Consider the following 24,554-nt stretch of genomic DNA (forward strand, 5'->3'; position numbering starts at 1 on the left):
CCCGTAATGACACAAACCCTGTTCATGATAGGCGCTCGCGGAGCCGGAAAGACCACGGTAGGCCGCGCATTGGCGCTGGCGTTGGGCTATCAATTCGTCGATACCGATCTGTTTATGCAGCAGGCGGCGCAGATGAGCGTGGCGGAAATGGTCGAGCGCGAGGGCTGGATGGGGTTCCGCCGCCGTGAGACCGTCGCGTTGCAAACCGTGACTAAGCCGTCAACTATAGTTGCCACCGGCGGCGGCGCGATCCTGGCGGAAGAGAATCGTCAGTTTATGCGCCAGCATGGCACCGTTATCTACCTGCGCGCGCCGGCCAGCGTGTTGGCGCAGCGGTTGGAAGAGTACCCGGAAGATGCGCAGCGCCCGACGCTCACCGGCAGGCCGATCGCCGAAGAGATGCGCGAGGTGCTGGCCGCGCGGGAAGCGCTGTATCAGGATGCCGCACATTACGTGATGGACGGCGCCGCCGATCCGCAGCGGGTGGTGGAACAAATCCTCGCGGTGCTGCCGCGTGAGACGGTGAAATAACCTTTTCTTCTCTTCGGGCGCTGTGCGCCCGTTTTTCTATTCCGTTTGCCGAACGGCCGCAAAGTAGGCCCCGGGCGTGACGCCGAAGCGGCGGCGAAAGGCGGCGATGTAGGCGCTGACGTTATCATAGCCGCAGGCGTCGGCCACCTCGCCAACCGCTTTGCCGCGTGATAACCCCTCCAGTGAACGCAATACCCGCGCCTGCTGGCGCCACAGCGCGAAGCTGATGCCGGTTTCCTGCAGAAAACGGCGGCTCAGGGTGCGCGGGCTGAGCCCGGCCCAGATGGCCCAGTCGCGCTGGCTGCGCGGGCTGGCGGGATCGTTCAGCAGCGCCCGGGCGATGTTCAGCAACCGGGCGTCCTGCGGCAGCGGCAATTGCAACGGCGCGCGGCTTGCCGCGTGCATTTCGTCCAGCAGCACCTGCAGCAGCCGCCGTTGCGGCGCACTCAGCGGGCCGGCGGGGAACTGCGCGATGCGCTCCACCAGGGCCTGCAACAACGCAGAGGCCGTGAACAGCTGCGGCAGCGGCGGCATCTCCGGCACGCTTTCCATCGGCAGATACAGGCTCCAGCCCGCCACGTCGCCACAGGCCAGCGCCTGATGGGCGCATCCCGGCGGCAGCCAGCCCAGCGTGCCGCCGGTGATCGCCCATTGCCGGCCCGGGAGTTCCATTGCCAGCATGCCGCGCGTCAAGAGATAGATCTGGCCGCCTTCGTGCCGGTGCCAGGGCGTCAGGTGCTTTTTTTCATGCTGAAGGCGTTGGCTGCGGATCTGCGTCATGTTGGCCGTTTAACGTTATTGAAAGTCTTGATGTGGTTATTATGCCATCGCCTGGCCGGGATAGGATCGCCGTTCACCCTATTTCGGAGAAATGTGATGACTCAACTTACCCCGCTGAATCTGGTGCTCGATACGCTGCAGCAGATCGTCGCCAACCCGGAGCATCGGCCGGCCCAGCTCACCGCCCGCTTCAGCGCAGACTACCGCCAGCAGGTGGATGGCAAGGTGCTGCACTTCGAGCAGTTTGAGCAGCATATGGCGCTGCTGAAGCGGCAAACCCGCCGCATGACGCTGAGCATCATCGCGGCGGCGGAGCAGGGCGAGGCGGTGCTGACTCACCATCTGGTCGAGGTGGAAAAGCGCGACGGTACCTGCAGCCGCGTGCGGGTGCTGGCGCACTTCACCGTGCGTGAAGGCCGCATTTGCGCCTGCGAAGAACTGACCGAGCTGTTGGCGGGCGCTCCCGGCGATCGCGATCTTGGCTCGCGCGTGTCGGAATGAGGGCGGCTGCTATACTTGCTACTGTGTGAAACACACGGGAGAACGGCATGCGCGAAAATGATCAACCTGCTTATCCACGGAGTGCCCGCGTCGTAGAGGTGTTTCGGGGGGACCCGAACCTGCATCTGCGCCGTTTTGAAGTGCGCACCGACGACATTGAGCCGAATACGCTGCTCAGTGAACATGAAACCGAGCAGGAAGCGCTCGACGCCAAGCATCGCTATGAAGACGAGGCGTTAGAGCTCTGACCTGCAGCCCAGCGGAAACCGGCGTCAGGCCGGTTTCCTGTTTATCCCCCCGCGTTAGCACATATTTCCCAGAACAATATTGATAATGATAATCATTTATGTGATTTTTATCGCCCCTATTGGGTGTTTCACTTCTGGGAAAAGAGATGTCCAATTCCGAGTTGCAGGCGCTGTTTCTGCGCCATATGCGGCCGCTGCAAGCCTATTTGAACGCCAAACTGCGCGACCCTCAGCTGGCCGCGGATTTGGCGCAGGAAAGTTTTACCCGCCTTACCGAGCAATATCCGCAGGGTAACATTCTCGATATCGAAGCCTACCTGTATAAAACCGCCAAAAACCTGATGTTCGACCATCTGCGCCAGCAGCAGCGGCGGCAGACCGAAGCGATCGAAGACGACATTCTGGCGCAGTATCCCTCCGGTGAACCGGCGCTTGAACAACTGGCGATCGATAGCCAATTGCTGCAGCTGTTGCAGCAGGCGCTGGCGGACATGCCGCCGCGCACGCAGCAGATTTTCCGCCTTAACCGGCTCGACGGGCTGACCCAGGCGCAGGTGGCGGCTCAACTGAGCGTATCGCTCAGTACGGTGGAGAAGCATCTGGCCAGCGCGCTGGAGCGGCTGATGACGTTGATGGACGATCAATAATGACAATTTTTTTACGGGTTTATCCGCCTTCAGACGTCTTAACCTATAACCAGAAAAAACAGGGGTCTATGCCATCATGAATCCGCTAACCGCGCAGTCGCGGCAACAGGCGGCCGCCTGGGCCGTGCGCCTGGCCGAAGGGGCGCTGGCCGCCGACCAGCGGCGAGCGTTGGAGGCCTGGCTGGCCGATGATCCGCAGCATCCGGCGGCGCTGCGTCAGGCTCGCCTGCTGTGGACGACGCTGGGACAGCTGCCGCCTGAGCAGCGGCGGGCGTTACAACCGCAGGTGGCGACGCTGAAAACGTCATCCCATCGCAGGTGGCCCCGCTGGGCGGTGGCGGTGGCGGTGGCGATCGCAGTTTCCTTCGGCGTTTATCGCGGGCCGGATATATGGATCGGCATGCAGGCGGATTATCAAACCGTTCGCGGCGAGGTGCGCGAAGTCACGTTGCCGGACGGCAGCCGGGTGGCTCTGGACAGCGGCAGCGCGATCGCACTGGCGTATTCCGCAGGCGAACGCAAGGTGCGGCTGCTTAGCGGCGCCGCCTATTTTGTCGTCGCGCCGTTGGGCGGGCCGGAAAGTCGCCCGTTCAGGGTGGAGGCGGAAAACGGCGTCACCCAGGCACTGGGCACCGAGTTCAGCGTGGCGCGCACCGAGCAGGGCGTCGACGTCAGCGTGCATCAGCACAGCGTGCGGGTAACGCTTGAGCGCGGTGAGCGTTCGCTGGTGGTCGCGCAACGCCAGGCGGCGCATTACCGCAACGGGCAGCTGCAGCTGACGCGGCAAACGGCCGGTGATGACGCCTGGCGGCGCGGCTGGCTGGTGATCGACCGCCAACCGCTGACGCAGGCGCTCGCGCAGCTCAACCGCTATCGCGAGACCCGCATCGTAGCGATCAATCCCGAACTCAGATCGCGTACGGTCAGCGGCGTGTTCGCGCTCAATAAACTCGACGACGGCGTCGGCGCCATTCGTCAGGAACTCTCCGCCCGCCAGCTGAATCTCCCCGGCATCACGCTGCTTTACTGAGCGGTGCAGGCGGGCCGGGATGCCCGTTTCGCCGCTATTTTCACTTTCTGTAAAAAATCTTTACGGGTTTTTGCCTCCCGGAACGTCCTTATGTTTAAACGAGATTGATTTCCATTATCACTTGGTTTGACATTCTTTCGGGTGGAACACACACGCATGCTTATTCACAAGGGAACCACGCCGGCCGGCCGCTTGGCCACGGCGGTACGCGCCGCGCTGGCGGCGATGATGTTGATTCAGCCGGCTGTGGCGCTCGCCGTCCAGGCTGAGGCGAACGGTGCGCAGGCCGCACAGCAAAAGCATTTCAACATTGCGGCGCAGCCGCTGCAGAGCGCCATGTTGCGCTTCGCCGAGCAGGCCGGCATGCAGGTGTTTTTCGACGAGGTGAAACTCGACGGCATGCAGGCGGCGGCGCTGAACGGTAGCATGAGCGTTGAACAGGGCCTGAGGCGCTTGATCGGCGGCAATCCGGTGGCTTTCCGCCTGCAGCCGCAGGGGCAGATCGTATTGAGCCGGCTGCCGACGGCGAACGGAGAGGGCGGCGCGCTGGCGCTGGACAGCCTGACGGTGCTGGGCGCCGGCGGCATCAACGCCAACGATTGGGTTTACGACGAACCGCGCTCGGTCAGCGTCATTAGCCGCGAACAGATGGACAACCGCCCGGCGCGGCACGCGGCCGATATTCTGGAACAGACCACGGGGGCCTATTCCAGCGTCAGTCAGCAAGATCCGGCGCTGTCGGTCAACATCCGCGGCATACAAGACTATGGCCGGGTGAACATGAACATCGACGGCATGCGGCAGAATTTTCAAAAGAGCGGCCATGGCCAGCGTAACGGCACCATGTACATCGATTCTGAACTGCTGTCCGGCGTGACCATCGACAAGGGCACCAGCGGCGGTATGGGCAGCGCCGGCACGCTCGGCGGCATCGCCACCTTCAATACCGTCAGCGCGAGCGATTTCCTGGCGCCGGGCAAAGAGCTGGGCGGCAAGCTGCACGCCAGCACCGGCGATAACGGCACCCACTTCATCGGCAGCGGTATACTGGCATTGGGCAACGAAACCGGCGATATCCTGCTGGCCGCCAGCGAACGCCACCTCGGCGACTATTGGCCCGGCAATAAGGGCGACATCGGCAACATTCGCATCAATAACGACACCGGCAATTACGATCGCTACGCCGAGAGCATCAAGAACAACAAAATCCCCGACACCCATTACCGCATGCACTCGCGGCTGGCCAAGGTGGGCTGGAATCTGCCCGCCAACCAGCGCCTGCAGCTGAGTTATCTGCAGACCCAGACCGCATCGCCGATCGCCGGCACCTTGACTAACCTGGGCACTCGCCCGCCCTACGAACTGGGCTGGAAGCGCACCGGCTACACCGACGTGATGGCGCGCAACGCGGCGTTCGACTACAGCCTGGCGCCGGAAGACGTCGACTGGCTCGATTTTCAGGCCAAGCTGTATTACGTCGATACTCAGGATGACAGCGACACCTACAGCACCAGTTCGCTGCTGGACAACGGCTACGCGACGCGCACCCGTCTGCGTACCTATGGCGCACAGGCGCAAAACACCTCGCGCTTCAGCCTGGCGCCGGGGCATGACTTCCGCGCCAATTACGGGCTGGAGTTCTATTACGACAAAGCCACCAGCGACTCTTCCCGCCAAGGCATGGATGGGGTGACGCCGGCCGGCAACCGTTCGGTAACCAGCCTGTTCGCCAATCTGACCTATGACTACGACGGCTGGCTGACGTTGGAAGGCGGGCTGCGTTACGACCGCTATCGCCTGCGCGGCCAGACCGGTCTGAGCTACGCCGACTTCCCGTATACGGCGGAGAATCCCTGCAAACAGCTGCGGCTGCGCAACTGCCTGGCGACGACCACGCAGCAGGAGTGGAACGTCGATCGCGATCAGGGCAAGCTGTCGCCGACGCTGGCGCTGGCGGTGCGCCCCGGCGTGGAGTGGCTGGAGCTGTATACCACCTACGGCAAATCCTGGCGGCCGCCGGCGATCACTGAAACGCTGACCAACGGCAGCGCGCACAGCACCTCTACGCAATATCCCAACCCGTTCCTGCAGGCCGAGCGCTCGCGTGCCTGGGAAGTGGGGTTCAACGTACAGCAGCCTGACCTGTGGTTTGAGGGCGATCGGTTGGTGGCCAAGGTGGCCTATTTCGACACCAAAGTGGATAACTACATCAACCTGGCGATTAACCGCGACAAGCCGGGGCTGGTGCAGCCGAGCATCGGCAACGCCGCCTACGTCAACAATCTGTCTAAAACCCGTTTCCGCGGGCTGGAGTACCAGCTCAACTATGACGCCGGGGTGTTCTACGCCGACCTGACCTACACCCACATGATCGGTAAAAACGAGTTTTGCTCCAGGAACGCCTGGCTGGGCAATCGCCTGCGTTACGGCGCCAACTCCCGGCCGGGCAATTTCTACGCGGAGCAGGATCCGACGGCGAATGACGCCGTGTCCTGCGACGGCGGCTCGCAGTTCGGCACCGCCGCTTACCTGCCGGGCGATCGCGGCTCGGTGACGCTGGGCGGCCGCGCTTTCGATCGCAAGCTGGACGCCGGGGTGACCGTGCGCTTCGCGCCGGGCTATCAGGACAGCTCGGTGCCGTCCAACTACCCGTATCTGGCCGACTGGCCGAAATACACCCTGTTCGATCTGTACGCCAGCTACAAACTGACCGACAGCCTGACGCTGCGCGGCTCGGTGGAGAACCTGACCAACCGCGCCTATGTCGTCAGCTACGGCGAGACGCTGGCCAATACCCTGGGGCGCGGCCGCAGCGTGCAGGGCGGGGTGGAGTACCGTTTTTAAGCAGTAAAAGGGCGTTGCTCATCGTTGAGCACAGAGGTCGCCTCGCAAGGGGCGCCGTTCATCAATGGAGATAGAGAAATGGCATTTTCAGTCAATTATGACAGCAGTTTCGGCAGCTACAGCATCCATAACTATCTGAACGAGTGGGCGTCGTCGTTTGGCGATATCAACCACACCAACGGTAATGTCACCGACTCCAACAGCGGCGGTTTCTACGGCGGCAGCCTGTCCGGCAGCCAATATGCCGTGACCAGCACCGCCAACAACATCACCTCGTTCGTGGCGGGCGGCAACCTGACCTACACCCTGTTCAACGCACCGGCGCACACCCTGTACGGTCAACTGGATTCCCTGTCGTTCGGCGACGGCCTGAACGGCGGCGGCTCCACGCCGTACAACATCCAGGTGCCTGACGTCAGCTTCGGCGGCCTGAATCTCAGCAGCCTGCAGGCGCAGGGCCACGATGGCGTGGTGCACCAGGTGGTGTACGGCCTGATGTCCGGCGATACCGGCGCGCTGGAAACCGCGCTGAACGGCATCCTCGACGACTACGGTCTGAGCGTCAACTCCACTTTCGATCAGGTGGCGGCGGCGACGGCGGTGGGCGTGCAACACGCCGACAGCCCGGAATTGCTGGCGGCCTGATCGCGGCCGTTTGCCCGCCGGCGCCGTGTGCCCCGGCGGGCGTTTTCTCGTTTTTAGCCGATGGAAAACGCCATGAAAAACGCCGTCAGGCGCGGAGAAGTGATGAGCGTGCTGGCCGCATACCGGCGCGGATTTTGGGGCATTGCGCTGTTTACCGCAGTGATCAACCTGCTGATGCTGGCCCCGGCGCTGTATATGCTGCAGGTCTACGATCGCGTGTTGCCGTCGGGCAACCGCATGACGCTGGCGATGCTGACCCTGATGGTGGTCGGCCTTTACCTGTTTATGGGCCTGCTGGAGTGGGTGCGTAGCCAGGTGGTGATCCGCCTTGGCGCCCAGATGGATATGCGCCTCAATCAGCGAGTCTATGACGCCGCCTTCGAAACCAATTTGAAAACCGGCAACCCGCTGGCGGGGCAGGCATTGAACGATCTGACCAACCTGCGCCAGTTCGCCACCGGCAATGCGCTGTTCGCCTTTTTCGATGCCCCCTGGTTCCCGGTTTATCTGCTGGTGGTTTTTCTGCTCCACCCCTGGCTTGGCGCGTTGGCCAGCGCCGGGGTGATCGTGCTGGTGCTGCTGGCCTGGCTCAACCAGCGGGTGTCGCAGGCGCCGCTGGCGGAGGCCGGCCGCGTCGCGCTGAGCGCCACGCAGCAGGCCAACGGCAACCTGCGCAATGCCGAAGCCATCGCCGCCATGGGCATGTTGACCGACTTGCGCCTGCGCTGGCTGCGGCAGCATCAGCAGTTCCTGCTGCTGCAGAACCGCGCCAGCGAGAAAATCGCCGCGGTCACCGCCTGGTCGAAAACCGTGCGGCTGGCGCTGCAGTCGCTGATGTTGGGCTGCGGCGCGCTGCTGGCGGTCAACGGCGACATTACGCCGGGCATGATGATCGCCGGATCGATCCTGATCGGCAGGTTGCTGGGGCCGATCGATCAGCTGATCGGCGCCTGGAAGCAGTGGTCATCGGCGCGCCAGTCCTTGCAGCGGCTGGAGGTGATGCTGGCCGCTAACCCGCCACGAATACCGAGTCTGCCGCTGCCGGCACCCGGCGGTACATTGGCCGTGAATCAGTTGACCGCCAGTGCGCCAGGCGGCACGGCACCTGTGTTGCACGGCGTCAGTTTTCGCCTGGAGGCCGGCGAGGTGCTGGGCGTGATTGGCGCGTCCGGCTCCGGCAAAACCCTGCTGATGCGCCAACTGGTTGGCGCGCTGACGCCGCTCAGCGGCGACGTGCGGCTGGACGGTGCAGACATTCAGCAGTGGGACAAGCAACAACTCGGGCCGCATATCGGCTACTTGCCGCAGGATATCCAGCTGTTCGCCGGTACCCTGACGGATAACATCGCCCGCTTTGGGCAGGTCGACGCCGAGAAGGTGGTGGCCGCGGCGGCGCTGGCCGGCGTGCATCAGCTGATCCTGCATTTACCGAAAGGCTATGAGACCGAGCTGGGTGAAGGCGGCAGCGGCCTGTCCGGCGGCCAACGTCAGCGGGTGGCGCTGGCGCGCGCGCTGTATGGATCTCCGGCGCTGGTGGTGCTGGACGAACCGAACGCCAACCTCGATCGCGAAGGGGAAGGGGCGCTGCAGCGGGCGATCGAAGCGCTGAAGGCGCGCGGCACCACCATCGTGTTGGTGACCCACAAACCGGCGATCCTGGCGACCACCGACAAATTGCTGGTGCTGAGCGCCGGCCAGATACAGCACTTCGGCCCCAGCGACGCCATCCTGAAAAAACTGCCTGGTTTTGCGCCCGCCGCCGCACCGGCCAATGCCGGGCGCAGCAACGGCGGCTTCAACGTCAATTACGCCAACTTCGCCAAAACGGCCAGCGGTGAACGAAAAGTATGAGCAATCAGAGTGTGATCCCCGGCGATATCGACGCCCTTTCCCGGCAGTTCGACGAAGGCCGTTATCTGCGGCTGGGAGGCTGGCTGGTGCTGTTGGGGTTTGGCGGTTTCCTGCTGTGGGGGCTGTTGGCGCCGCTGGACAAAGGCGTGCCGGTTTCCGGCAGCGTGGTGGTGGCCGGCAACCGCAAGGCGGTGCAGCACCCGAGCGGCGGCGTGGTGTCGCAGATTCAGGTGCATGAGGGCGACCGGGTCAGCGCCGGGCAAGTGCTGTTGTTGATGGATACCGTCGACAGCCGCACCCAGCGCGATGCGCTGCGCAGCCAGCAGTTGAGCAACGCCGCGCAGCAGGCGCGGCTGCAAGCCGAGCGCGACGGTCTGCAAGCGATCGCTTTCCCGCCATCGCTGCAAGCGCGGCGAGAAGAGCCGGAGGTGATGTCGCTGATGCTGCTGCAGCAACAGCTGTTCACCAGCCGCCGTGCGGCGCTGCAGAGCGAGCTGGCGGCGATCGCGGAAAGCATCGCCGGATCGCAGGCGATGTTGGAAGGGGTTCGGCAGTCTTACGCCAGCAAACAGCGGCAAAAGGCCATGCTGCAGGAGCAATTGGGCGGCATGCGCAAGCTGGCGGCTCAAGGGTATGTGGCGCGCAATCGGCTGCTGGATCTGGAGGGGCAGCATGCGCAGATCGACGGCCAGGCATCCGAGGACAGCGGCAATATCGGCCGTCTGGGGCGCCAGATCCTGGAGCTGAAACTGCGGGCGATCCAGCGGCGGGAAGAGTATCAGAAAGAGGTCAGCAGCCAGCTGGCCGAGGTGCGGATGAAGCTGGACGAGCTGGATAACCGCCTGGCCAAGGCGGAGGCCGATCTGGGGCATACGCAGGTGAAAGCGCCGGTGGCGGGCACCGTGGTGGGGTTGAGCGTGTTCACCGAAGGCGGCGTGATCGGCGCCGGTCAGCAACTGATGGAGATCGTGCCCAGCGATCGGGGGCTGCAGGTGGAGGCGCGTATCCCGGTCGAACTGATCGACAAGGTGCAGGTGGGACTGCCGGTCGAGCTGTTGTTCTCGGCGTTCAACCAAAGTACCACGCCGCGCGTCGAGGGCGAAGTGACGCTGGTCGGGGCCGATCGCCTGACCGACGAAAAAAGCGGCGCGCCTTATTACAGCGTGCGCGCCAAGGTCAGCGAAGAAGGATTGCAACGCTTGAGCGGGTTGGAGATCCGCCCGGGGATGCCGGTCGAAGGCTTCATCCGCACCGGTGAGCGTTCGATGATGAACTATCTGTTCAAACCGCTGACCGATCGCCTCCATTTGGCGCTGACGGAAGAGTGAGCATGTCGGTTTCGCCGCTGCCTTTCGCCGCACCCGGCACCGCCATGCCCTGGCGCCGTTGTCTGGTGTTGGTGCTGGCGCTGCATCTGCTGGTTGCCGCGCTGCTTTGGCCCTGGCGAGACAAGGCCGAGCCGCCGTGGGTGCCGCCGCCGGCGGTGATGGTGCTGATGGCCGCCGCGCCGCAGGCCCCGGCCGAGGCGAAACAACCGCCGGGACAAAGGACGCCGCCGCCTCAGGCTGAACCGTCGGTGCCGCCTGAGCCGTTGCCGCTAGTGAAAGCGCCTGACGCCGCGCAGCCGAACATCGCCGTGCCGCTGAAACAGAAAAAACCACCTAAGCCGGTGAAGAAAAACAACCTGCCCCGCACGCCGCCGCACGAGAGAATCATCGCGCCGCCGAAGGTTCAGGAACAAAGCGTCGGCGCACCGCCGCCGGGCCGCGCGGATAAAACGGCCGCGCCGCAAACTCGCCTGACGCCCTATGCTCAGGCGGGGGAGGACAACTGGCGCAGCCGCATCAGCGGCCGCCTGAATCGCTTTAAGCGTTACCCCAAAGACGCACTGCGGCTGAAGCGCCAGGGCGTCGGGCAGGTGCGTTTCACGTTGGACAGACAGGGCCACGTGCTGGCGGTGACGCTGGTCAGCAGCGCCGGGCTGCCGTCGCTGGATCGTGAAATCCAGGCGCTGGTCAAACGCGCTTCGCCGCTGCCCACGCCGCCGTCGGACGCCTACGTCAACGGCACGGTGGAATTGACGCTGCCGATCGATTTCAGTTTGCGCGGCGCGGGTTTTTGAGTCGCGACGAGATATCCCCCGAACAAAACCATTTTTCAGCAGCTTGTCCTGCTATTCATTATTTTCAAAGCGTATCGTTATTTTAATCAACGTGACGAAGTTGGCGTTCTGCGCGATATTTTAATTTAAAAAGCACGAATGCCTTTTATTTTTCTGTTGATAAAAAATAAACAGCTTGACGCTGTGGAATTCGGGTTTTAGTTTTTAATTATAAAATAGGAACTGAGTTCCATATAGTGGAACAAGGTGGATCATGACAACGCTGGAAAATGCCGCTGCGGTATTAAAACTCTTTACTCAACAACGCGTGATGCATGGTCAGCCGGGTATAGCATTCAGCGACGTGGTGGATCAATTGGCGCTGCCAAAAAGCACGGTGTCGCGCCTGCTGCAGACTATGGAAAATCAGGGCATGCTGGAGCGCGATCCCGATAGCCGGCGTTACCGCATCGGCGCGCTGTTGCTGGCGGTATCCAGCCACTATCTGTCGATGCCGCTGGTGGACAGCCTGGCGACCAGTATGGCGCAGCTGTGCCGCCAGACGGCGTGTACCGGCTACCTTTCGGTATTGGAGGGGCAGGAGATCATGGTGATGCGCATGTTTCCCGGCCGCCACTTTTTGCAGGTGGTCACTCCGGCGGGTTACCGTTCACCGGCGGCGGAAACCTCGGTCGGCCGGGCGATACTGGCGCGTGAAAGCGACGAGCAGGTTCGAGCGCGTTATGCCGGCGGTTACCGGGCGGCTTCGCCCAATGCGCCGCAAACGCTGGATGCGCTGTTGCAGAAGTTGCAGCAGGTGAGGCACCAGGGATGGTCGTTGGCACGCAATGAAACTTTGAACAGCATCAGTTCGCTGGCGACCGCGCTGGTGAACAAGCACGGCAGCGAGACGGTGGGGCTGTGTCTGTCCTTCCCTTCGCAGGGTGAGGAACAGCCGTTCGTACCGGAAGTTCTGGCCGAATTAACCGCAGTCACCTGCCAACTGGCGGAAAAATATGGCGATGATTATTGGCAGCAGATCAAATAACGCGTCAGAGCTGTAGCATTCCATCATAATTAACGAGTGCCGACACCAGGGAACTCATTAGTTATATTCCACCGTATTTTATTGGTGGGAATAGATAGGCTGAGTAAGAGAATAATAACGTTATGACGCCAGCAGTTCCAAATAATGGAACTGCTGCGGCGAGCTATCGCCTGGCGTTATTTCCGTCATGCGGCAGGGAATATTCAGGGAAACCAAGCATGAAATCAAATAATCCGCTAAAAGCGGCCGGCACGCTGTTGGTCATGGCGCTACTTTCGGTGATGGGGGCGATCATCGGCGTTCAACTGATCACCACGCTGGGCGTGACGCCCAACACTTCGATCATCGGCGCGCTGATCGCCATGCTGTTGGCGCGCATCCCGCTACAGATGTTTCAACGCTATCGTTCGGTGCATACCCAGAACCTGGCGCAAACGGTGATCTCCTCCGCCACTTTTGGTGCAGCCAACTGTCTGCTGATGCCGATTGCGGTGCCTTACGTGATGGGGCAACCGCAGCTTATTTTACCGATGTTCTGCGGCGTGGCGGCGGCGATGCTGCTCGACGCCTATCTGCTTTATCGTCTGTTCGATACCAAAGTGTTCCCCGCCGCCAATGCCTGGCCGCCGGGCGTCGCCGCCGCAGAGGCGATTAAAGCCGGCGATCGCGGCGGCAAGCAGGCCTGGCTCCTGGTGGTGGGCGTAGTGGTGGGCATCGCTGGATCAATGCTCAAGATCCCCATGGCGGCTTTCGGCACCGCCTTTATCGGCAATATCTGGGCGCTGAGCATGTTCGGCGTCGGGCTATTGCTGCGGGCCTACGCCGAGCCGGTGGCCGGATTCGATATTAACGCCCATTTTATTCCGCACGGCGTGATGGTCGGCGCTGGACTGGTGGCGCTGATCCAGGTCGCGCAGGTGATCCGCAGCCGCCGCGCCGATAGCGCCGGTTATACCCAACCCGACAGCGCCGTAAGCAAAGCGCTCGGTCTGGGCGCGGTCGGCTATATCGTCATCGCCGCTTTTTTGGCCCTGGTCGGCGGGCTGTTTAGCGAGATGTCGCTGCCGATGTTGGCGCTGTTCGTGATTTACGCGGCGTTTGCCGCTTTCGTTCATGAGTTGATCGTCGGTATCGCTGCCATGCACTCCGGCTGGTTTCCCGCGTTCGCGGTGGCGTTGATCACCCTGATAGTCGGTATCCTGATCGGTTTCCCACCGCTGGCGCTATGCATCCTGACCGGTTTTACCGCCGCCACCGGGCCGGCCTTCGCCGACATGGGCTTCGATTTGAAAGCCGGCTTCATCCTGCGCGGCTACGGTGAGGATCTGCAGCAAGAGCTGCTGGGGCGTCGCATTCAGCTGTTTGCGGCGTTGATCGCTTTCATCATCGCCATTCCGGTGGTTTACCTCTCTTACCACAGCTATTTCCTGCAGGATCTGATCCCGCCGGTCGCGCGCGTTTACGCCAAAACCATCGAGGCCGGCGCGCAGCCGGGCATCGCCTGGAGTCTGTTGATCTGGGCGATCCCCGGCGCCGTGGTGCAGCTGGTCGGCGGCCCTAAACGCCAGCTCGGCGTGCTGCTGGCAACCGGCCTGCTGATCAACAACGCCTTGGCCGGGTGGGCGGTGCTGGTCGGCATCGCGCTGCGTGTGGCGATCCTGCGACGTTGGGGGGATCGTGGCCGCACGCCGATGGAGATTATGGCGGCCGGATTTATCGCCGGCGATGCGCTCTACAACTTCTTCAGCTCGATTTTTTCCAGCAAGGGCAAATAGCTCCTGCCGATGACATTGGTGAGGTAAAACGACCATGAGTTTGCAACAAACGCTGCAGGTTTTTGAATTGATTGATAGCGCATTCGTCAGCGGCCAAGACGTCGTCGACCTGTTTGCGTCTTACCCGGCGATCCGGGCCAGCACCTTGCGCGCCGAGGGGCCGAAGGGCGGCACCGATTTCGTGCGTATCGAGATCCCCGGCAGTGCAGGAAAATTCGGCGGTGGTGCGGCGCCGACGCTGGGCATTATCGGCCGCCTGGGCGGCATTGGCGCGCGGCCGACGCGAATCGGGCTGGTGTCCGACGGCGACGGCGCGATCGCCGCCATTGCCGCCGCGCTGAAGTTGGCGGAGATGCAGCGCAAGGGCGACATGCTGCCGGGCGATGTGATCGTCACCACCCATATTTGCCCGAACGCGCCGACCCGGCCGCACGATCCGGTTGATTTTATGGATTCACCGATCGATGACGTGACGATGAACGATAACGAAGTGGTGCCGGAGGCTGACGCCATCCTGTCGATCGACACCACCAAAGGCAACCGCATCATCAATCATAAAGGCTATGCGCTGTCGCCGACGGTGAAAGAGGGGTACATCCTGCGGGTGGCGGAAGATCTGCTGCGCATCATGGAGATGACCAGCGGCCGGCCGGCGGTGACTTTCCCGATCACCACGCAGGACATCACCCCTTACGGCAACGGTGTACATCACCTCAACAGCATCTTGCAGCCCTCGACCGCTACTGCAGCGCCGGTGGTCGGCGTGGCGATCTGCAGCGAATCAGTGGTGCCGGGCTGCGGTACCGGAGCCAGCCACGAAACGGACATCGCGTTGGCGGTCAAATTCGCGGTGGAAGTCGCCAAAGAATTCGGCCGCGGTACCTGCCGGTTCTATGATGCCGCCGAATACGACCGGCTGCTGGCGCTGTACGGCAGTCTGAGCCACCTGCAAAAAAGGAGATAGACCCATGACGGCTTCATTCGCCACGCTGACCATCGGTCAGGCGCCGCGCAGCGATATCATGCCGCTGCTGTCTGCTTATCTGCCGGCGGAGCGAGTGAGGCACGTCGGTTTGCTGGACGGCCTGGATATCGGGCAGGTCGCCGAGCGTTATGCACCGCAACAGGGCGACAAGCTGCTGGTGTCGCGTCTTTTGGACGGTACGCAGGTGACGCTCGGCGCCGCTCGCGTCGAAAGCGGGTTGCAGGAGAAGATCCGCGAACTGGAAGCGACGGGATGCGAGGTGATTCTGTTGCTATGCACCGGCGAATTCGGTCGATTGCAGGCGGAACGGGTGCTGTTGCTGGAACCGGATCGCATTATCCCGCCGTTGATCTCCGCGATCGTCGGCACACACCGTGTCGGCATCGTGGTGCCGGTGGCTGAACAGGTTGGGCAGCAGGCGCGCAAATGGCGGCAGCTGGCGGCGCCGCCGAGCTATGCCGTCGCCAGCCCCTATCTGGCAGATGACGCTGCGCTGGAGCAGGCGGCTTGCACCCTGCTGCGGCAGGGGGCGGAGGTGGTGGTGCTCGATTGTATCGGTTATCACCAGCGTCACCGCGCTTTTCTGCAGGCGCGTCTGTCGGTACCGGTGCTGCTGTCGAACGTACTGGTCGCCAAGCTGGCCGCAGAGTTAATCGACTGATTCAAATAGCCATAAATCTGCGCTCGACGCGACTACGGGCGTTTTGCGCCCGTGAGGCGCCCCGGGCTTCAGCAGCCCTGACTGCCGGCGAGAGGGCCTGTAGCGTTTTACTCTGCGCCGCGATCGCATTTCGCGCGAAAAACCAGTGACAGATCAACCGCAATCCCCCAATATGGATTTTCCATCAAGATGATTACGCGGGTGCCAGTCTATGCTGAAAGTGAATGAGTATTTTGCCGGAAAAGTGAAGTCTATCGGTTTTGACAGTAGCAGCATCGGTCTTACCAGCGTGGGTGTGATGGAAGAGGGCGAATACACCTTCTCCACCGCGCAGCCGGAAGAAATGACGGTGATCACCGGAGCGCTGAAAGTGCTGCTGCCGGGGGCGCCGGACTGGCAGGTGTTTACGCCGGGCGAGAAGTTCTTCGTGCCGGGGCACAGCGAGTTCAACCTGCAGGTGGCCGACGCCACCGCCTATCTGTGCCGCTACCTGAGCAAATAAACGTTGCTCGTTAGGGGAACGCAGGGCTCAGCGAAGGCTGGGCCCTGGTCGTTTCTGCGGCGGGATTAACGCTGGGCTTCGCCGCCGAGCGCTTCGATGGTGTTTTTGATCAACGCCGCCAGCTCGCTGGTCATCAGGATAAAGTCGGCGTCAAAGCGCTGGGCGAAGTCGTCGCGATCGATATCGTCGTTCTGTTCGCGCAGCGTGTCGGCGAACTTCAGGCGCTTGAACGAACCGTCGTCCGACAGCATCAGCTGGATGCGCTCCTGCCAATCCACCGCCAGCTTGGTCACCAGCTTGCCGGCTTCGATGTGCACCGCGATTTCGTCGCTGATCAGATTCTGTTTCTTGCAGCGGATCACGCCGCCTTCTTCCAGAATCGCTTTCAATTCCGCTTCATCCTGAATGGCGAAGCCGGCCGGCATCTCGCCGGAACGCACCCATTCGGTCAGCGTCAGTTCGATCGGGCTTTCCATGGTCAGCGGCACCACCGGCAGCGAGCCGAGGCTTTTACGCAGCAGCGCCAGCGTGTCTTCGGCGCGTTTAGCGCTGGCGGCGTCGACCATGATCAGATCGTTGACGGTGTCTATCCACATGAAGGTCTGGTTGAAGCGGCTGAACGCGCGCGGCAGCAGGCTGTGCAGCACTTCATCCTTCAGCGCGTCTTTCTCGGTTTTCTTCAGTTTGCGGTGTTGCTCCGCCTCCAGGCGCTCAATCTTGGCCTGCAGCTCTTGCTTGATCACCGGCGACGGCAGGATTTTCTCTTCCTTGCGCGCGCAGATGACGATCTGGCCGTTGACCGCGTGCGTCAGCGCATCGCTGTGCGAGCCCATCGGGGAAACCCAGCCGGTCTTCGCCATGTCCTGGCTGCCGCACGGCGTGAAGGCGAACGCGCTGAGTTGTTTTTCCATTTCATCCGCGTTTAACGCCACTTCGCGGCTCAAACGGTAAACCATCAAATTCTTAAACCACAGCATAATGTTATCCCTGGCTGGGCGTGCGTTCGGCACGCTGATTCGTCAAAAGCAGGGCGGCATGATAACGAATTGACGCTGAAAAATCGCCCCATTCTCTCCGAATTGCGTCGCTTTGCGCATCGGGAAAGGACGGGACGGAGAATGGGAAACAGGTGATTCATTCGCGCGCTTACATTAGGCTGTGACAACGCTGCGCGGCATCGAGGAGAAAAAATACGTGCGCATTGGCATCGACTTGGGTGGAACGAAAATTGAAGTGATCGCGTTGGCGAATGACGGGCGGGAGCTGTTTCGCCATCGTATCGCCACGCCGCGCCATGACTACCGGCAAACCCTGGCGGCGATCGCCGGGCTGGTGAAACTGGCGGAGGATCATACCGGCGAACGAGGATCGGTCGGGATCGGCATTCCCGGCACGCTGTCGCCGTTTACCGGGCGAGTAAAGAACGCCAACTCGGTGTGGCTCAACGGCCAGCCTCTGGATAAGGATCTGTCGGCGCTGCTGGCGCGCGAGGTACGCATCGCCAACGACGCCAACTGCCTGGCGGTGTCGGAAGCCACCGATGGCGCCGGCGCCGGCGCGAAAACCGTGTTTGCGGTCATCATCGGCACCGGCTGCGGCGCCGGCGTGGCGCTGAACGGCCAGGCGCATGCCGGCGGCAACGGCATCGCCGGCGAATGGGGGCACAATCCGCTGCCGTGGCAGGATGACGATGAGCTGCGCTACGCCCGCGACGTGCCGTGCTACTGCGGCAAGCCGGGCTGCATCGAAACCTTTATTTCTGGCACCGGTTTCGCCACCGACTATGCGCGCCTGAGCGGCAATGCGCTGCAAGGGCATGAGATCATGGCGCTGAGCGAGCGGGGCGATGCGTTGGCGGAGCAGGCGATTGGCCGCTACGAAATGCGATTGGCGAAATCGCTGGCGCACGTGATCAACATGCTGGATCCGGACGTGGTAGTGCTCGGCGGCGGCATGAGCAACGTGGATCGTCTGTATCGCACGGTGCCGCAACTGGTGAAAGGCTGGGTGTTCGGCGGCGAGTGTGAAACGCCGATCCGCAAGGCGGTTCACGGCGATTCCAGCGGCGTGCGCGGTGCGGCCTGGCTGTGGCCGCAACAGCAGCGCTAAGCGTTGCAACAAAGCGCGAGGCTGCTCGCGCTTTAAACCCTTCACTGTACAAAAACTGGACGGCGCTTTATGCTTTAGCTAACTTAGCTAAGGAGGACGCGTATGCCGATTCAGGCCAATATGCACGAAGCCAAATCCAATCTGAGCCAACTGGCGGACAGAGCCGCGGAGGGAGAAACCGTGATTATTGCAAAAGCAGGGAAGCCGTACGTACAGCTGGTCGCCATCAAGGGGGAAGCGCGCCGCCCTGGCGCCGCCAAGGGCAGGTTCACCGTGCCGGCGGATTTCAACGCCGGGGATGCGGCCATTGCGGCGCTGTTTGAGGGCGATGAATGAAGCGCCTGCTGCTGGATACCCACGCGTTGCTGTGGTGGCTGATCGATGACGCCTGCCTGGGCGCGAACGCCAAAAGGCAGATCGCCGATCCGGGCAATGCGGTGTACGTCAGCGCGGCCAGCATTTGGGAGATCTCGATTAAGCAGGCGCTGGGCACGCTGGCGCTGCCGGAAGACATCTTTGCGATCATCGAGGCCGAAGATTTTCTGTCGCTGCCGATGGACGCCTTTCATTGCCAACAGGCCGGGCAGCTGCCGCCACACCATCAGGATCCTTTCGATCGCATGCTGATCGCGCAGGCGCAGGCCGAGGGGCTGACGCTGATTTCCGCCGACGCGGTGTTTCCGCAGTACGGCGTGCGGGTGGCGGACGCCCGCCGTTAAACCGGCTTTTCCTCGCTTTCGCTGCGCACCCGTTCGATATGAATGGTCAGGAACATCATCTCTTCCGTGGTGAGCTGGTGCTGATAGTGCTTTTCGATGTGACGGTTGATCTTGCCGGCGCAGGCGAATGACTCGCGGTACTTCTCTTTCACCACCTGATACAGCGAGTCGTCGTCGCTGTCGACGTAGTTTTTCCCCAGCAGGCGCTGGGCGAAAAATTTCAAGTGGGTGACGAACCGGTGGTAGCTCAGGGATTCCTCGTTGTAATCAAAGCGGAAATGGTATTTGACCAGGTTGAGGATCTCTTGCATCACGCGGGTAATGTGCAGCGTGTTGTGCATCTCGTCGTTAAGCTGGGCGTTGACCAGGTGCAGGGCGATAAATCCGGCTTCGTCCTCCGGCAGCGCGGTATCCAGCCGCTGGGCGATCAGAGCCAGCGCCTCCAGCCCGACGGCGAATTCGGCCGGGTAGAGTTTTTTAATCTCCCACAGCAGCGCATTTTTGATATCCAGCCCTTGCGCATGGCGCTGCAGGGCGAAATGGATGTGATCGGTGAGCGTGATGTAGACGATGTTATGCAACTTGCCCGGCAGGCGTTCGCGGGCGAGGGTAATGATCCTGTCGGCGGTGGTGACGCAGGCCAATGGGATCTCGGCGAGCAGCTCTTTATAGCGCTCGGCGATTTCACCGCCGTTATGGGTGAACACCTTTTCGATCAGGCTTTCGTCCAGCGTATCGCCGGGCTTCTTTTTAAAGCCGATTCCTTTTCCCATCACCACCGTCTCTTCCTGACGGTCGTCCAGCGTAATCACCACGTTATTATTGAGTATTTTAGCGATTTTCATGGTTTTTCCCGGTGTTTCAGCATCCTGAAAACGAAAAAACCTGACGCCCGGAAGCGATCCCGGGCGTCAGGTTTTGCCTGTATTTTATGTTTCTGTCCTGCGGCCTGAGCGGCGAAGGGGATACAGTAACAATCCTGTTATGCCTGCATAATAACCCGTGCCCGCCGCAGCTCAACGCTTTTCACTGCGGAGTGCCGCCGCGGTCACACTTCTGCGCCGCGCGCGGCGGGATCATTCCAGCCTGAAGTGCGCCTCCAACCGGCTGACGCCGAGCCCGTTGACCTTTTTCACTTTGATCTGCACCGGAATACGCTCTTTCATCGCCTCGACGTGACTGATCACGCCAATGGTTTTGCCGGAGGCGTTCAGACTGTCCAGCGCGTCCAGCGCGGTATCGAGGGTTTCGGCATCCAGCGTGCCGAAACCTTCGTCGAGGAACAGCGAGTCGATGCTGGTTTTGTGGCTGACCAGATCGGACAACGCCAGCGCCAGCGCCAGGCTGACCAGGAAACTCTCGCCGCCGGACAGGGTGCGGGTATCGCGCAGCGCGTCCGCCTGCCAGGTGTCGACCACCTGCAGTTCCAGCGCGTCGCTGGTCTTGCGCTGCAGCAGATAGCGCCCGTGCAGCCGGCCGAGCTGATTGTTGGCCAGGTAAACCAGATGATCGAGCGTCAGCCCCTGAGCGAAGCGGCGGAACTTGTCGCCTTCTTTCGAGCCGATCAGCTGGTTGAGGTAGCTCCAGTCGTCGTAGTCTTGCTGGCTGCGGGCGATTTGCTCGAACAGCGCCTGCTGATTGAGGCGGCGGGCGGCGTCGCTTGCCAGCTGATTGCGCAGTTCGCCCTGACGCAGCTGCAACGTTTTCAACTGCTGTGCCAGTTCGGCCAGCGATTGGGTGAGCGCATCGAGATCCGCGTTGGCTTCATCCAGCCCTTCAGGGCGGTTCTGCCGGTGCTGCTCCAGCGTTTGCGTCGCCTGTGTCAGCAGGGCGGTGGCTTCTACCTGCCGCTGTTGCAACTGCTCTTTGCGCTGCTGCAATTCGCGGCGCAGGACATCGTCCAGCAGCGCGGCGGCGAAGGCGGTTTCATCGGCGAATTCGCTGTCGGCCAGCGCCTGCTGCCACTGCTGCTGCGCCTGCTGCAGCCGCTCCTGCATCTGGGTGTGTTGTTGTTGCAGCCCGGCCTGCTGGCCGGCCAGGCGCTCGCGCAGTTCCTGCGCCTTTTGCCACTGCTCGGCGGCCTGCAAACTGGCCTGTTCACAGGCGGTTTGTTTGGCGCGCAGCTGTTCGCGCACCTCGGCGACCTGTTGTTCGCCGAACAGCGCCAGCCGCTGCGCGCGTCGTTCGGCAAGGGTCTTCTCGCCTTCTTGCCAGCGTTGTTGCAGCTCTTGCTGCTGTTGCAGGCTGTCGGCGTGGGCTTTCTGCAGCAGCGTAAAGCGTTCTTTGAGCAACGCCAGCTGTTGCTGCGTCTGCTGCTGCTGCGTTTGCAAAGCGATGAGCGCATCCTTCGCCTGCTGTACCGCCTGCGCCGCCTGTTCATGCTGCTGCAGCGCCTGTTGCCCGCGCCGTTCTTCGTCGTCGCAGCCGTTCAGCCAGGCGCTGAGTTGCTCGCCATCCGCCAGCGTAAAGTCGAACGCCAGCGGCGCGCTGAGCTGCCGCCACTGCTGCTGTTGGCCGGCCAGCTGTTGTTCATCCTGCGCGATGGTTTGCTGCTGACGCTGCAATTGCTGTTGCAGGTTGTCGTAACGGGCTCGCAGCTCGACGCCTTGTTTTTGCAATGCTTCGGTCTGGACTTTCATTTGCTCCAGACGTTGCGCGGTTTCTGACAGTTTTACCTCTTGGTATTGTTCTACCGCCGGGTGCTCGCATGAGCCGCACAGCGGGCAGGGGGCGGCGGGTTGCAAACGGGCGCGCTCGGCCTCCAGACCCACGATCCGTTGTTCCAGCGCATAGGTTTTTTCAACATCGGCCTGGTGGGCTTTCTGCTGCTTAAATCGCTGACGGATGAGTTCTAGCTGTGGTTCCAACTGGGTAAGTTCATGTTGACCGCTGTTTAGCTCTTGCCGCTGTTGTTCCAGCCGTTTAACGATTTGCTGCGATAAAGAGGATAGAGTAAACAGCTGCTGGCGCGTTGGGCGCAGATCCGCCAGGACGCTCAGGCGCTGGCGCAGCGGGGCCAGCGGCGTTTGCGCCTCCAGCGCCTGCTGCTGTTGCTGTTGAACGGCCAGCGCTTCGGTCAGCGTGTTCAACTGCTGCTGATGCTGTGCGGCCTGCCTCGTCAGTTGGCTGCGCTGAGCGGTGAGCTGCTCCAGCGCGGTCTGCTGCTGGGCGAACTGCTGCGCGGCGGCATCGCCGGCCTGTCTACGTTCGGCCTGTGTCGACTGCAGTTGGGTTATTTGATGGTCGAGCGGGGCGACCTGCTCGTCGATCAGCTGTTGCTGTTGCCGCATGTGTTCGGCATGCGCTTGCTGCGCCTGGCGGGTTTTCTCCACCGCCTGCTGCAGCGGGGTCAACTGCGCCGACTGCTGTTCCTGCTGTTGCGTCAGCTGGGCTGTCTGCTGTTGTATCGTTTGCAGCTCGGCGCGGCAGCGATCGCGTTCACCGCGCAGCGGCCGCAATTTCTCGGCCGGCTCGCTGAGCGCCAGCCGCTGCAGCTGCGGGGCGGCCTCCGCCTGCTCGCGCTGGGCGGTGTCCAGCCGCAATTGCCCCTCGCTTTGCTGTTGCCGGAGGCGTTGCCATTGCTGCAGCCAGCTCAGCGCCTGTTGCTGCCGCTGGGTTTGTTCGCCGAGAGCGATTTCCTGCGCGCTCAGCGCCGCCAGCTGTTCGGTCAGAGACTGGCGCTGTTCGTCGTTCAGCAGTTCGATGCCGCTGGCGCGTTGATGCAACGCATCCAGATCGGTTTTGGCCTGCTTGTGCGACTCGAACACCTGTTCGGACAACCGCCCGTAGATTTCGGTGCCGGTCAGCTCTTCCAGCAGCTCGGCGCGATCGTTGGCGTCGGCGTTGAGGAAGGCGGCGAACTGCCCCTGAGACAGCATCATCGATTTGGTGAAGCGGCCAAAGTCCAGCCCGGTGATGGCGGCGGTAAGCTCCAGCTTGTCGCGCACCTTGTCCGCCAGGATCTTGCCGTCTTCGCGGCGTGCCAGTTCGACCTTCGGCGCCTGCAGATTGCCGTCCGGCGCGTTTTTGGCGCGGCGCTGGCTCCAGAAGGCGCGATAGCCGATGCCCTTGACCTCGAACTCGACCTCCGCCAGCGATTCGGCGGTGTGGCGGGTCATCAGTTCATTCTGGCTTGGCGTGACGTTGAGACGCGGCGTCTGGTGGTACAGCGCCAGGCAAATGGCGTCCAGCAGGGTGGTTTTGCCCGCGCCGGTCGGGCCGGTAATGGCGAACAGACCGTTGCTGGCGAACGGCTCGGCGGTGAAGTCAATTTTCCATTCGCCCTGCAGCGAGTTGAGGTTTTTTAACCGCAGGCTGAGGATTTTCATGGGTTGCTCTCTTCAGGGTTGTGCTGCACCGCCTCGACCACCTGGCGGAACAGTTGGTGCATCCGCCGTTGGCGCGCTTCGGGCATGTCGGCCTCCTGCGCCAGGCGCCGTTCGAACACCTCGTTGACGCTCAGCTCGTTGAGCGTTTCCTTATCCTGCTGCGCGATCGCCTGGCGGCGCTGCTCTTTACTGCGCCGCAGCAGCACCACTTCCACCGGCAGCGCATCCGCCATCAGCTGGATGCGGCGTTGGATATCGCTGAGGTAGTCCTGCGTCGCCACTTCGATATCCAGCCACACCGGCAGCTCGCCGGCATAATCGGCAAATTGCCGCAGCTGCCGTTCGATCTCGGCCAGATCGCCTTTGAGCAGTTGCATGGGCTGAAACTGCGGGATCGTTAACGTTTCTACCCGCTGCAAAGCGCCGTCGGCGAAATCCACCAGGAAGACGCTTTTGGCTTTGCCCAGCTCATCGAAGCTCAGCGGGATCGGCGAGCCGCTATAGCGAATATGCTCCGATTTGGCGACGTTCTGCGCGCGGTGAATGTGGCCCAGCGCGATATAGTCGGCGGGGGGGAAGGCCTGCGCCGGGAAGGCGTCGAGGGTGCCGATATAGATGTCGCGCACCGAGTCGGAGGTGGTAACGCCGACGGTGGTCAGGTGGCCGGTGGCGACGATCGGCAGTGGCAGGCCCAACTGGTCGCGGCGCTCGCAGGCCGCCTGATACAGCGTTTGGTAATGTTCGGCGATGGCTTCCTGCAACGCCTGCTGTTTCTGCGCGCCGGATTCGCCGGCGCGGCTGGTGAGCAGATCGCGCGGCCGCAGGAACGGGATGGCGCACAGCACCGCGCCCGGCTGGCCGTCGCGTTGGTTAAGCACCACGATCTGCTGTTCCGGGGCGCCCTGCGCGCTGGCGATCACCGTGGTGTTCAGGCAGGAAAGCAGTTCACGCGATTCGTTCAGCGTCGCGACCGAATCGTGGTTGCCGCCCAGCACCACCAGCTGGCAGCCGGTGCGCTGCAGTTCCACCACGAAGCGGTTGTACAGCTCGCGGGCATAGCTGGGCGGCGAGCCGGTATCGAACAGATCTCCGGCGACGATCAGCGCATCCACCTGCTGCTGATCTACCTGTTCGATCAGCCAGTTCAGAAAAGCCTGGTGCTCGGCGGCGCGGCTTTTGGTGAAAAAGTACTGGCCAAGGTGCCAGTCAGAGGTGTGGATCAGGCGCATGACACTCCCGGATGCAAAGA

23 protein-coding genes are annotated in these 24,554 nt (G+C 62.2%); 18 read left to right on the forward strand and 5 right to left on the reverse strand.

Translation table 11 applies throughout. The annotated features are described in order from the left end of the window. Nucleotides 1-6: 6 nt before the first annotated feature. Nucleotides 7-531 (forward strand): shikimate kinase AroL, encoded by a 525-nt coding sequence (gene aroL / locus ACJ8QF_RS00235; RefSeq protein WP_154871267.1) that lies wholly within the window; start codon nt 7-9, stop codon nt 529-531. Between the two features lie 36 nt (nt 532-567). Here the strand turns inward: aroL and ACJ8QF_RS00240 are convergent, their stop codons facing one another. Next, nucleotides 568-1,311, reverse strand: a complete 744-nt coding sequence (locus ACJ8QF_RS00240) for a helix-turn-helix domain-containing protein (RefSeq protein ID WP_048322315.1) — start codon at nt 1,309-1,311, stop codon at nt 568-570. Between the two features lie 96 nt (nt 1,312-1,407). Between ACJ8QF_RS00240 and ACJ8QF_RS00245 the strand changes: the two genes are divergently transcribed. The 14 genes from ACJ8QF_RS00245 to ppnP all read left to right on the forward strand — a co-directional run bounded on the left by ACJ8QF_RS00245 (nt 1,408) and on the right by ppnP (nt 16,149). Next, nucleotides 1,408-1,812 carry a nuclear transport factor 2 family protein gene (locus ACJ8QF_RS00245; RefSeq protein WP_442537169.1) on the forward strand — a complete coding sequence of 135 codons (405 nt, stop codon included), beginning with the start codon at nt 1,408-1,410 and terminating at the stop codon, nt 1,810-1,812. Between the two features lie 47 nt (nt 1,813-1,859). Beyond that, nucleotides 1,860-2,060: a YaiA family protein gene (locus tag ACJ8QF_RS00250; RefSeq protein WP_004940491.1), complete on the forward strand. Its 201-nt coding sequence runs from the start codon at nt 1,860-1,862 to the stop codon at nt 2,058-2,060. Between the two features lie 146 nt (nt 2,061-2,206). Further along, on the forward strand, nt 2,207-2,707 hold the full coding sequence (locus ACJ8QF_RS00255; RefSeq protein ID WP_286093880.1) for an RNA polymerase sigma factor: 501 nt from the start codon (nt 2,207-2,209) through the stop codon (nt 2,705-2,707). 76 nt (nt 2,708-2,783) lie between these two features. After that, entirely contained in the window at nt 2,784-3,737 is a 954-nt protein-coding gene (locus ACJ8QF_RS00260) for a FecR family protein (protein ID WP_442537170.1), read from the forward strand. 156 nt (nt 3,738-3,893) lie between these two features. Then, nucleotides 3,894-6,581 carry a TonB-dependent hemoglobin/transferrin/lactoferrin family receptor gene (locus ACJ8QF_RS00265; RefSeq protein ID WP_442537171.1) on the forward strand — a complete coding sequence of 896 codons (2,688 nt, stop codon included), beginning with the start codon at nt 3,894-3,896 and terminating at the stop codon, nt 6,579-6,581. 78 nt (nt 6,582-6,659) lie between these two features. Beyond that, nucleotides 6,660-7,226: a heme acquisition protein HasA gene (locus ACJ8QF_RS00270; RefSeq protein ID WP_004940479.1), complete on the forward strand. Its 567-nt coding sequence runs from the start codon at nt 6,660-6,662 to the stop codon at nt 7,224-7,226. 72 nt (nt 7,227-7,298) lie between these two features. Beyond that, nucleotides 7,299-9,077 (forward strand): type I secretion system permease/ATPase, encoded by a 1,779-nt coding sequence (locus tag ACJ8QF_RS00275; RefSeq protein WP_280630884.1) that lies wholly within the window; start codon nt 7,299-7,301, stop codon nt 9,075-9,077. Then, on the forward strand, nt 9,074-10,405 hold the full coding sequence (locus ACJ8QF_RS00280; protein WP_049278676.1) for an HlyD family type I secretion periplasmic adaptor subunit: 1,332 nt from the start codon (nt 9,074-9,076) through the stop codon (nt 10,403-10,405). The genes ACJ8QF_RS00275 and ACJ8QF_RS00280 overlap by 4 nt, the downstream gene beginning before the upstream one ends. A 2-nt stretch (nt 10,406-10,407) precedes the next feature. After that, a complete protein-coding gene (locus ACJ8QF_RS00285) occupies nt 10,408-11,199 on the forward strand; it encodes an energy transducer TonB (RefSeq protein ID WP_265260934.1) in 792 nt (263 codons plus the stop codon). Nucleotides 11,200-11,452: 253 nt separating this feature from the next. Continuing rightward, on the forward strand, nt 11,453-12,226 hold the full coding sequence (locus tag ACJ8QF_RS00290) for an IclR family transcriptional regulator (RefSeq protein ID WP_004940471.1): 774 nt from the start codon (nt 11,453-11,455) through the stop codon (nt 12,224-12,226). Between the two features lie 218 nt (nt 12,227-12,444). Further along, on the forward strand, nt 12,445-14,001 hold the full coding sequence (locus tag ACJ8QF_RS00295; protein ID WP_004940470.1) for an OPT/YSL family transporter: 1,557 nt from the start codon (nt 12,445-12,447) through the stop codon (nt 13,999-14,001). Nucleotides 14,002-14,035: 34 nt separating this feature from the next. Further along, a complete protein-coding gene (locus ACJ8QF_RS00300; RefSeq protein ID WP_004940468.1) occupies nt 14,036-14,965 on the forward strand; it encodes a DUF1177 domain-containing protein in 930 nt (309 codons plus the stop codon). A 4-nt stretch (nt 14,966-14,969) separates the two neighbouring features. Beyond that, nucleotides 14,970-15,647 (forward strand): AroM family protein, encoded by a 678-nt coding sequence (locus ACJ8QF_RS00305; RefSeq protein WP_442537172.1) that lies wholly within the window; start codon nt 14,970-14,972, stop codon nt 15,645-15,647. 211 nt (nt 15,648-15,858) lie between these two features. Next, on the forward strand, nt 15,859-16,149 hold the full coding sequence (gene ppnP, locus ACJ8QF_RS00310; protein ID WP_004940463.1) for a pyrimidine/purine nucleoside phosphorylase: 291 nt from the start codon (nt 15,859-15,861) through the stop codon (nt 16,147-16,149). 65 nt (nt 16,150-16,214) lie between these two features. Here the strand turns inward: ppnP and rdgC are convergent, their stop codons facing one another. Continuing rightward, nucleotides 16,215-17,126 (reverse strand): recombination-associated protein RdgC, encoded by a 912-nt coding sequence (gene rdgC, locus ACJ8QF_RS00315; protein WP_015376818.1) that lies wholly within the window; start codon nt 17,124-17,126, stop codon nt 16,215-16,217. Nucleotides 17,127-17,343: 217 nt separating this feature from the next. Between rdgC and mak the strand changes: the two genes are divergently transcribed. The 3 genes from mak (at nt 17,344) to ACJ8QF_RS00330 (ending at nt 18,977) form a co-directional block, all read left to right on the forward strand. Further along, complete coding sequence (mak, locus tag ACJ8QF_RS00320) at nt 17,344-18,258, forward strand: fructokinase (RefSeq protein WP_312424586.1); 915 nt, start codon at nt 17,344-17,346, stop codon at nt 18,256-18,258. Nucleotides 18,259-18,360: 102 nt separating this feature from the next. After that, nucleotides 18,361-18,594 carry a type II toxin-antitoxin system Phd/YefM family antitoxin gene (locus ACJ8QF_RS00325; RefSeq protein ID WP_004940455.1) on the forward strand — a complete coding sequence of 78 codons (234 nt, stop codon included), beginning with the start codon at nt 18,361-18,363 and terminating at the stop codon, nt 18,592-18,594. Beyond that, nucleotides 18,591-18,977: a type II toxin-antitoxin system VapC family toxin gene (locus ACJ8QF_RS00330; RefSeq protein ID WP_075684447.1), complete on the forward strand. Its 387-nt coding sequence runs from the start codon at nt 18,591-18,593 to the stop codon at nt 18,975-18,977. Before ACJ8QF_RS00325 ends, ACJ8QF_RS00330 begins: the two co-directional genes overlap by 4 nt. Here the strand turns inward: ACJ8QF_RS00330 and licT are convergent. The 3 genes from licT to sbcD all read right to left on the reverse strand — a co-directional run bounded on the left by licT (nt 18,974) and on the right by sbcD (nt 24,534). Next, nucleotides 18,974-19,822, reverse strand: coding sequence for a BglG family transcription antiterminator LicT (licT, locus tag ACJ8QF_RS00335; RefSeq protein ID WP_004940446.1), 849 nt, complete (start codon nt 19,820-19,822; stop codon nt 18,974-18,976). The genes ACJ8QF_RS00330 and licT overlap by 4 nt on opposite strands. Nucleotides 19,823-20,053: 231 nt before the next feature. Next, a complete protein-coding gene (gene sbcC, locus ACJ8QF_RS00340) occupies nt 20,054-23,305 on the reverse strand; it encodes an exonuclease subunit SbcC (RefSeq protein WP_442537173.1) in 3,252 nt (1,083 codons plus the stop codon). Beyond that, on the reverse strand, nt 23,302-24,534 hold the full coding sequence (gene sbcD, locus ACJ8QF_RS00345; RefSeq protein ID WP_442537174.1) for an exonuclease subunit SbcD: 1,233 nt from the start codon (nt 24,532-24,534) through the stop codon (nt 23,302-23,304). Before sbcD ends, sbcC begins: the two co-directional genes overlap by 4 nt. Between the last annotated feature and the right edge of the window lie 20 nt (nt 24,535-24,554).

This window comes from Serratia sp. CY81684 (assembly GCF_052166595.1).
Taxonomy (GTDB): domain Bacteria; phylum Pseudomonadota; class Gammaproteobacteria; order Enterobacterales; family Enterobacteriaceae; genus Serratia; species Serratia nematodiphila.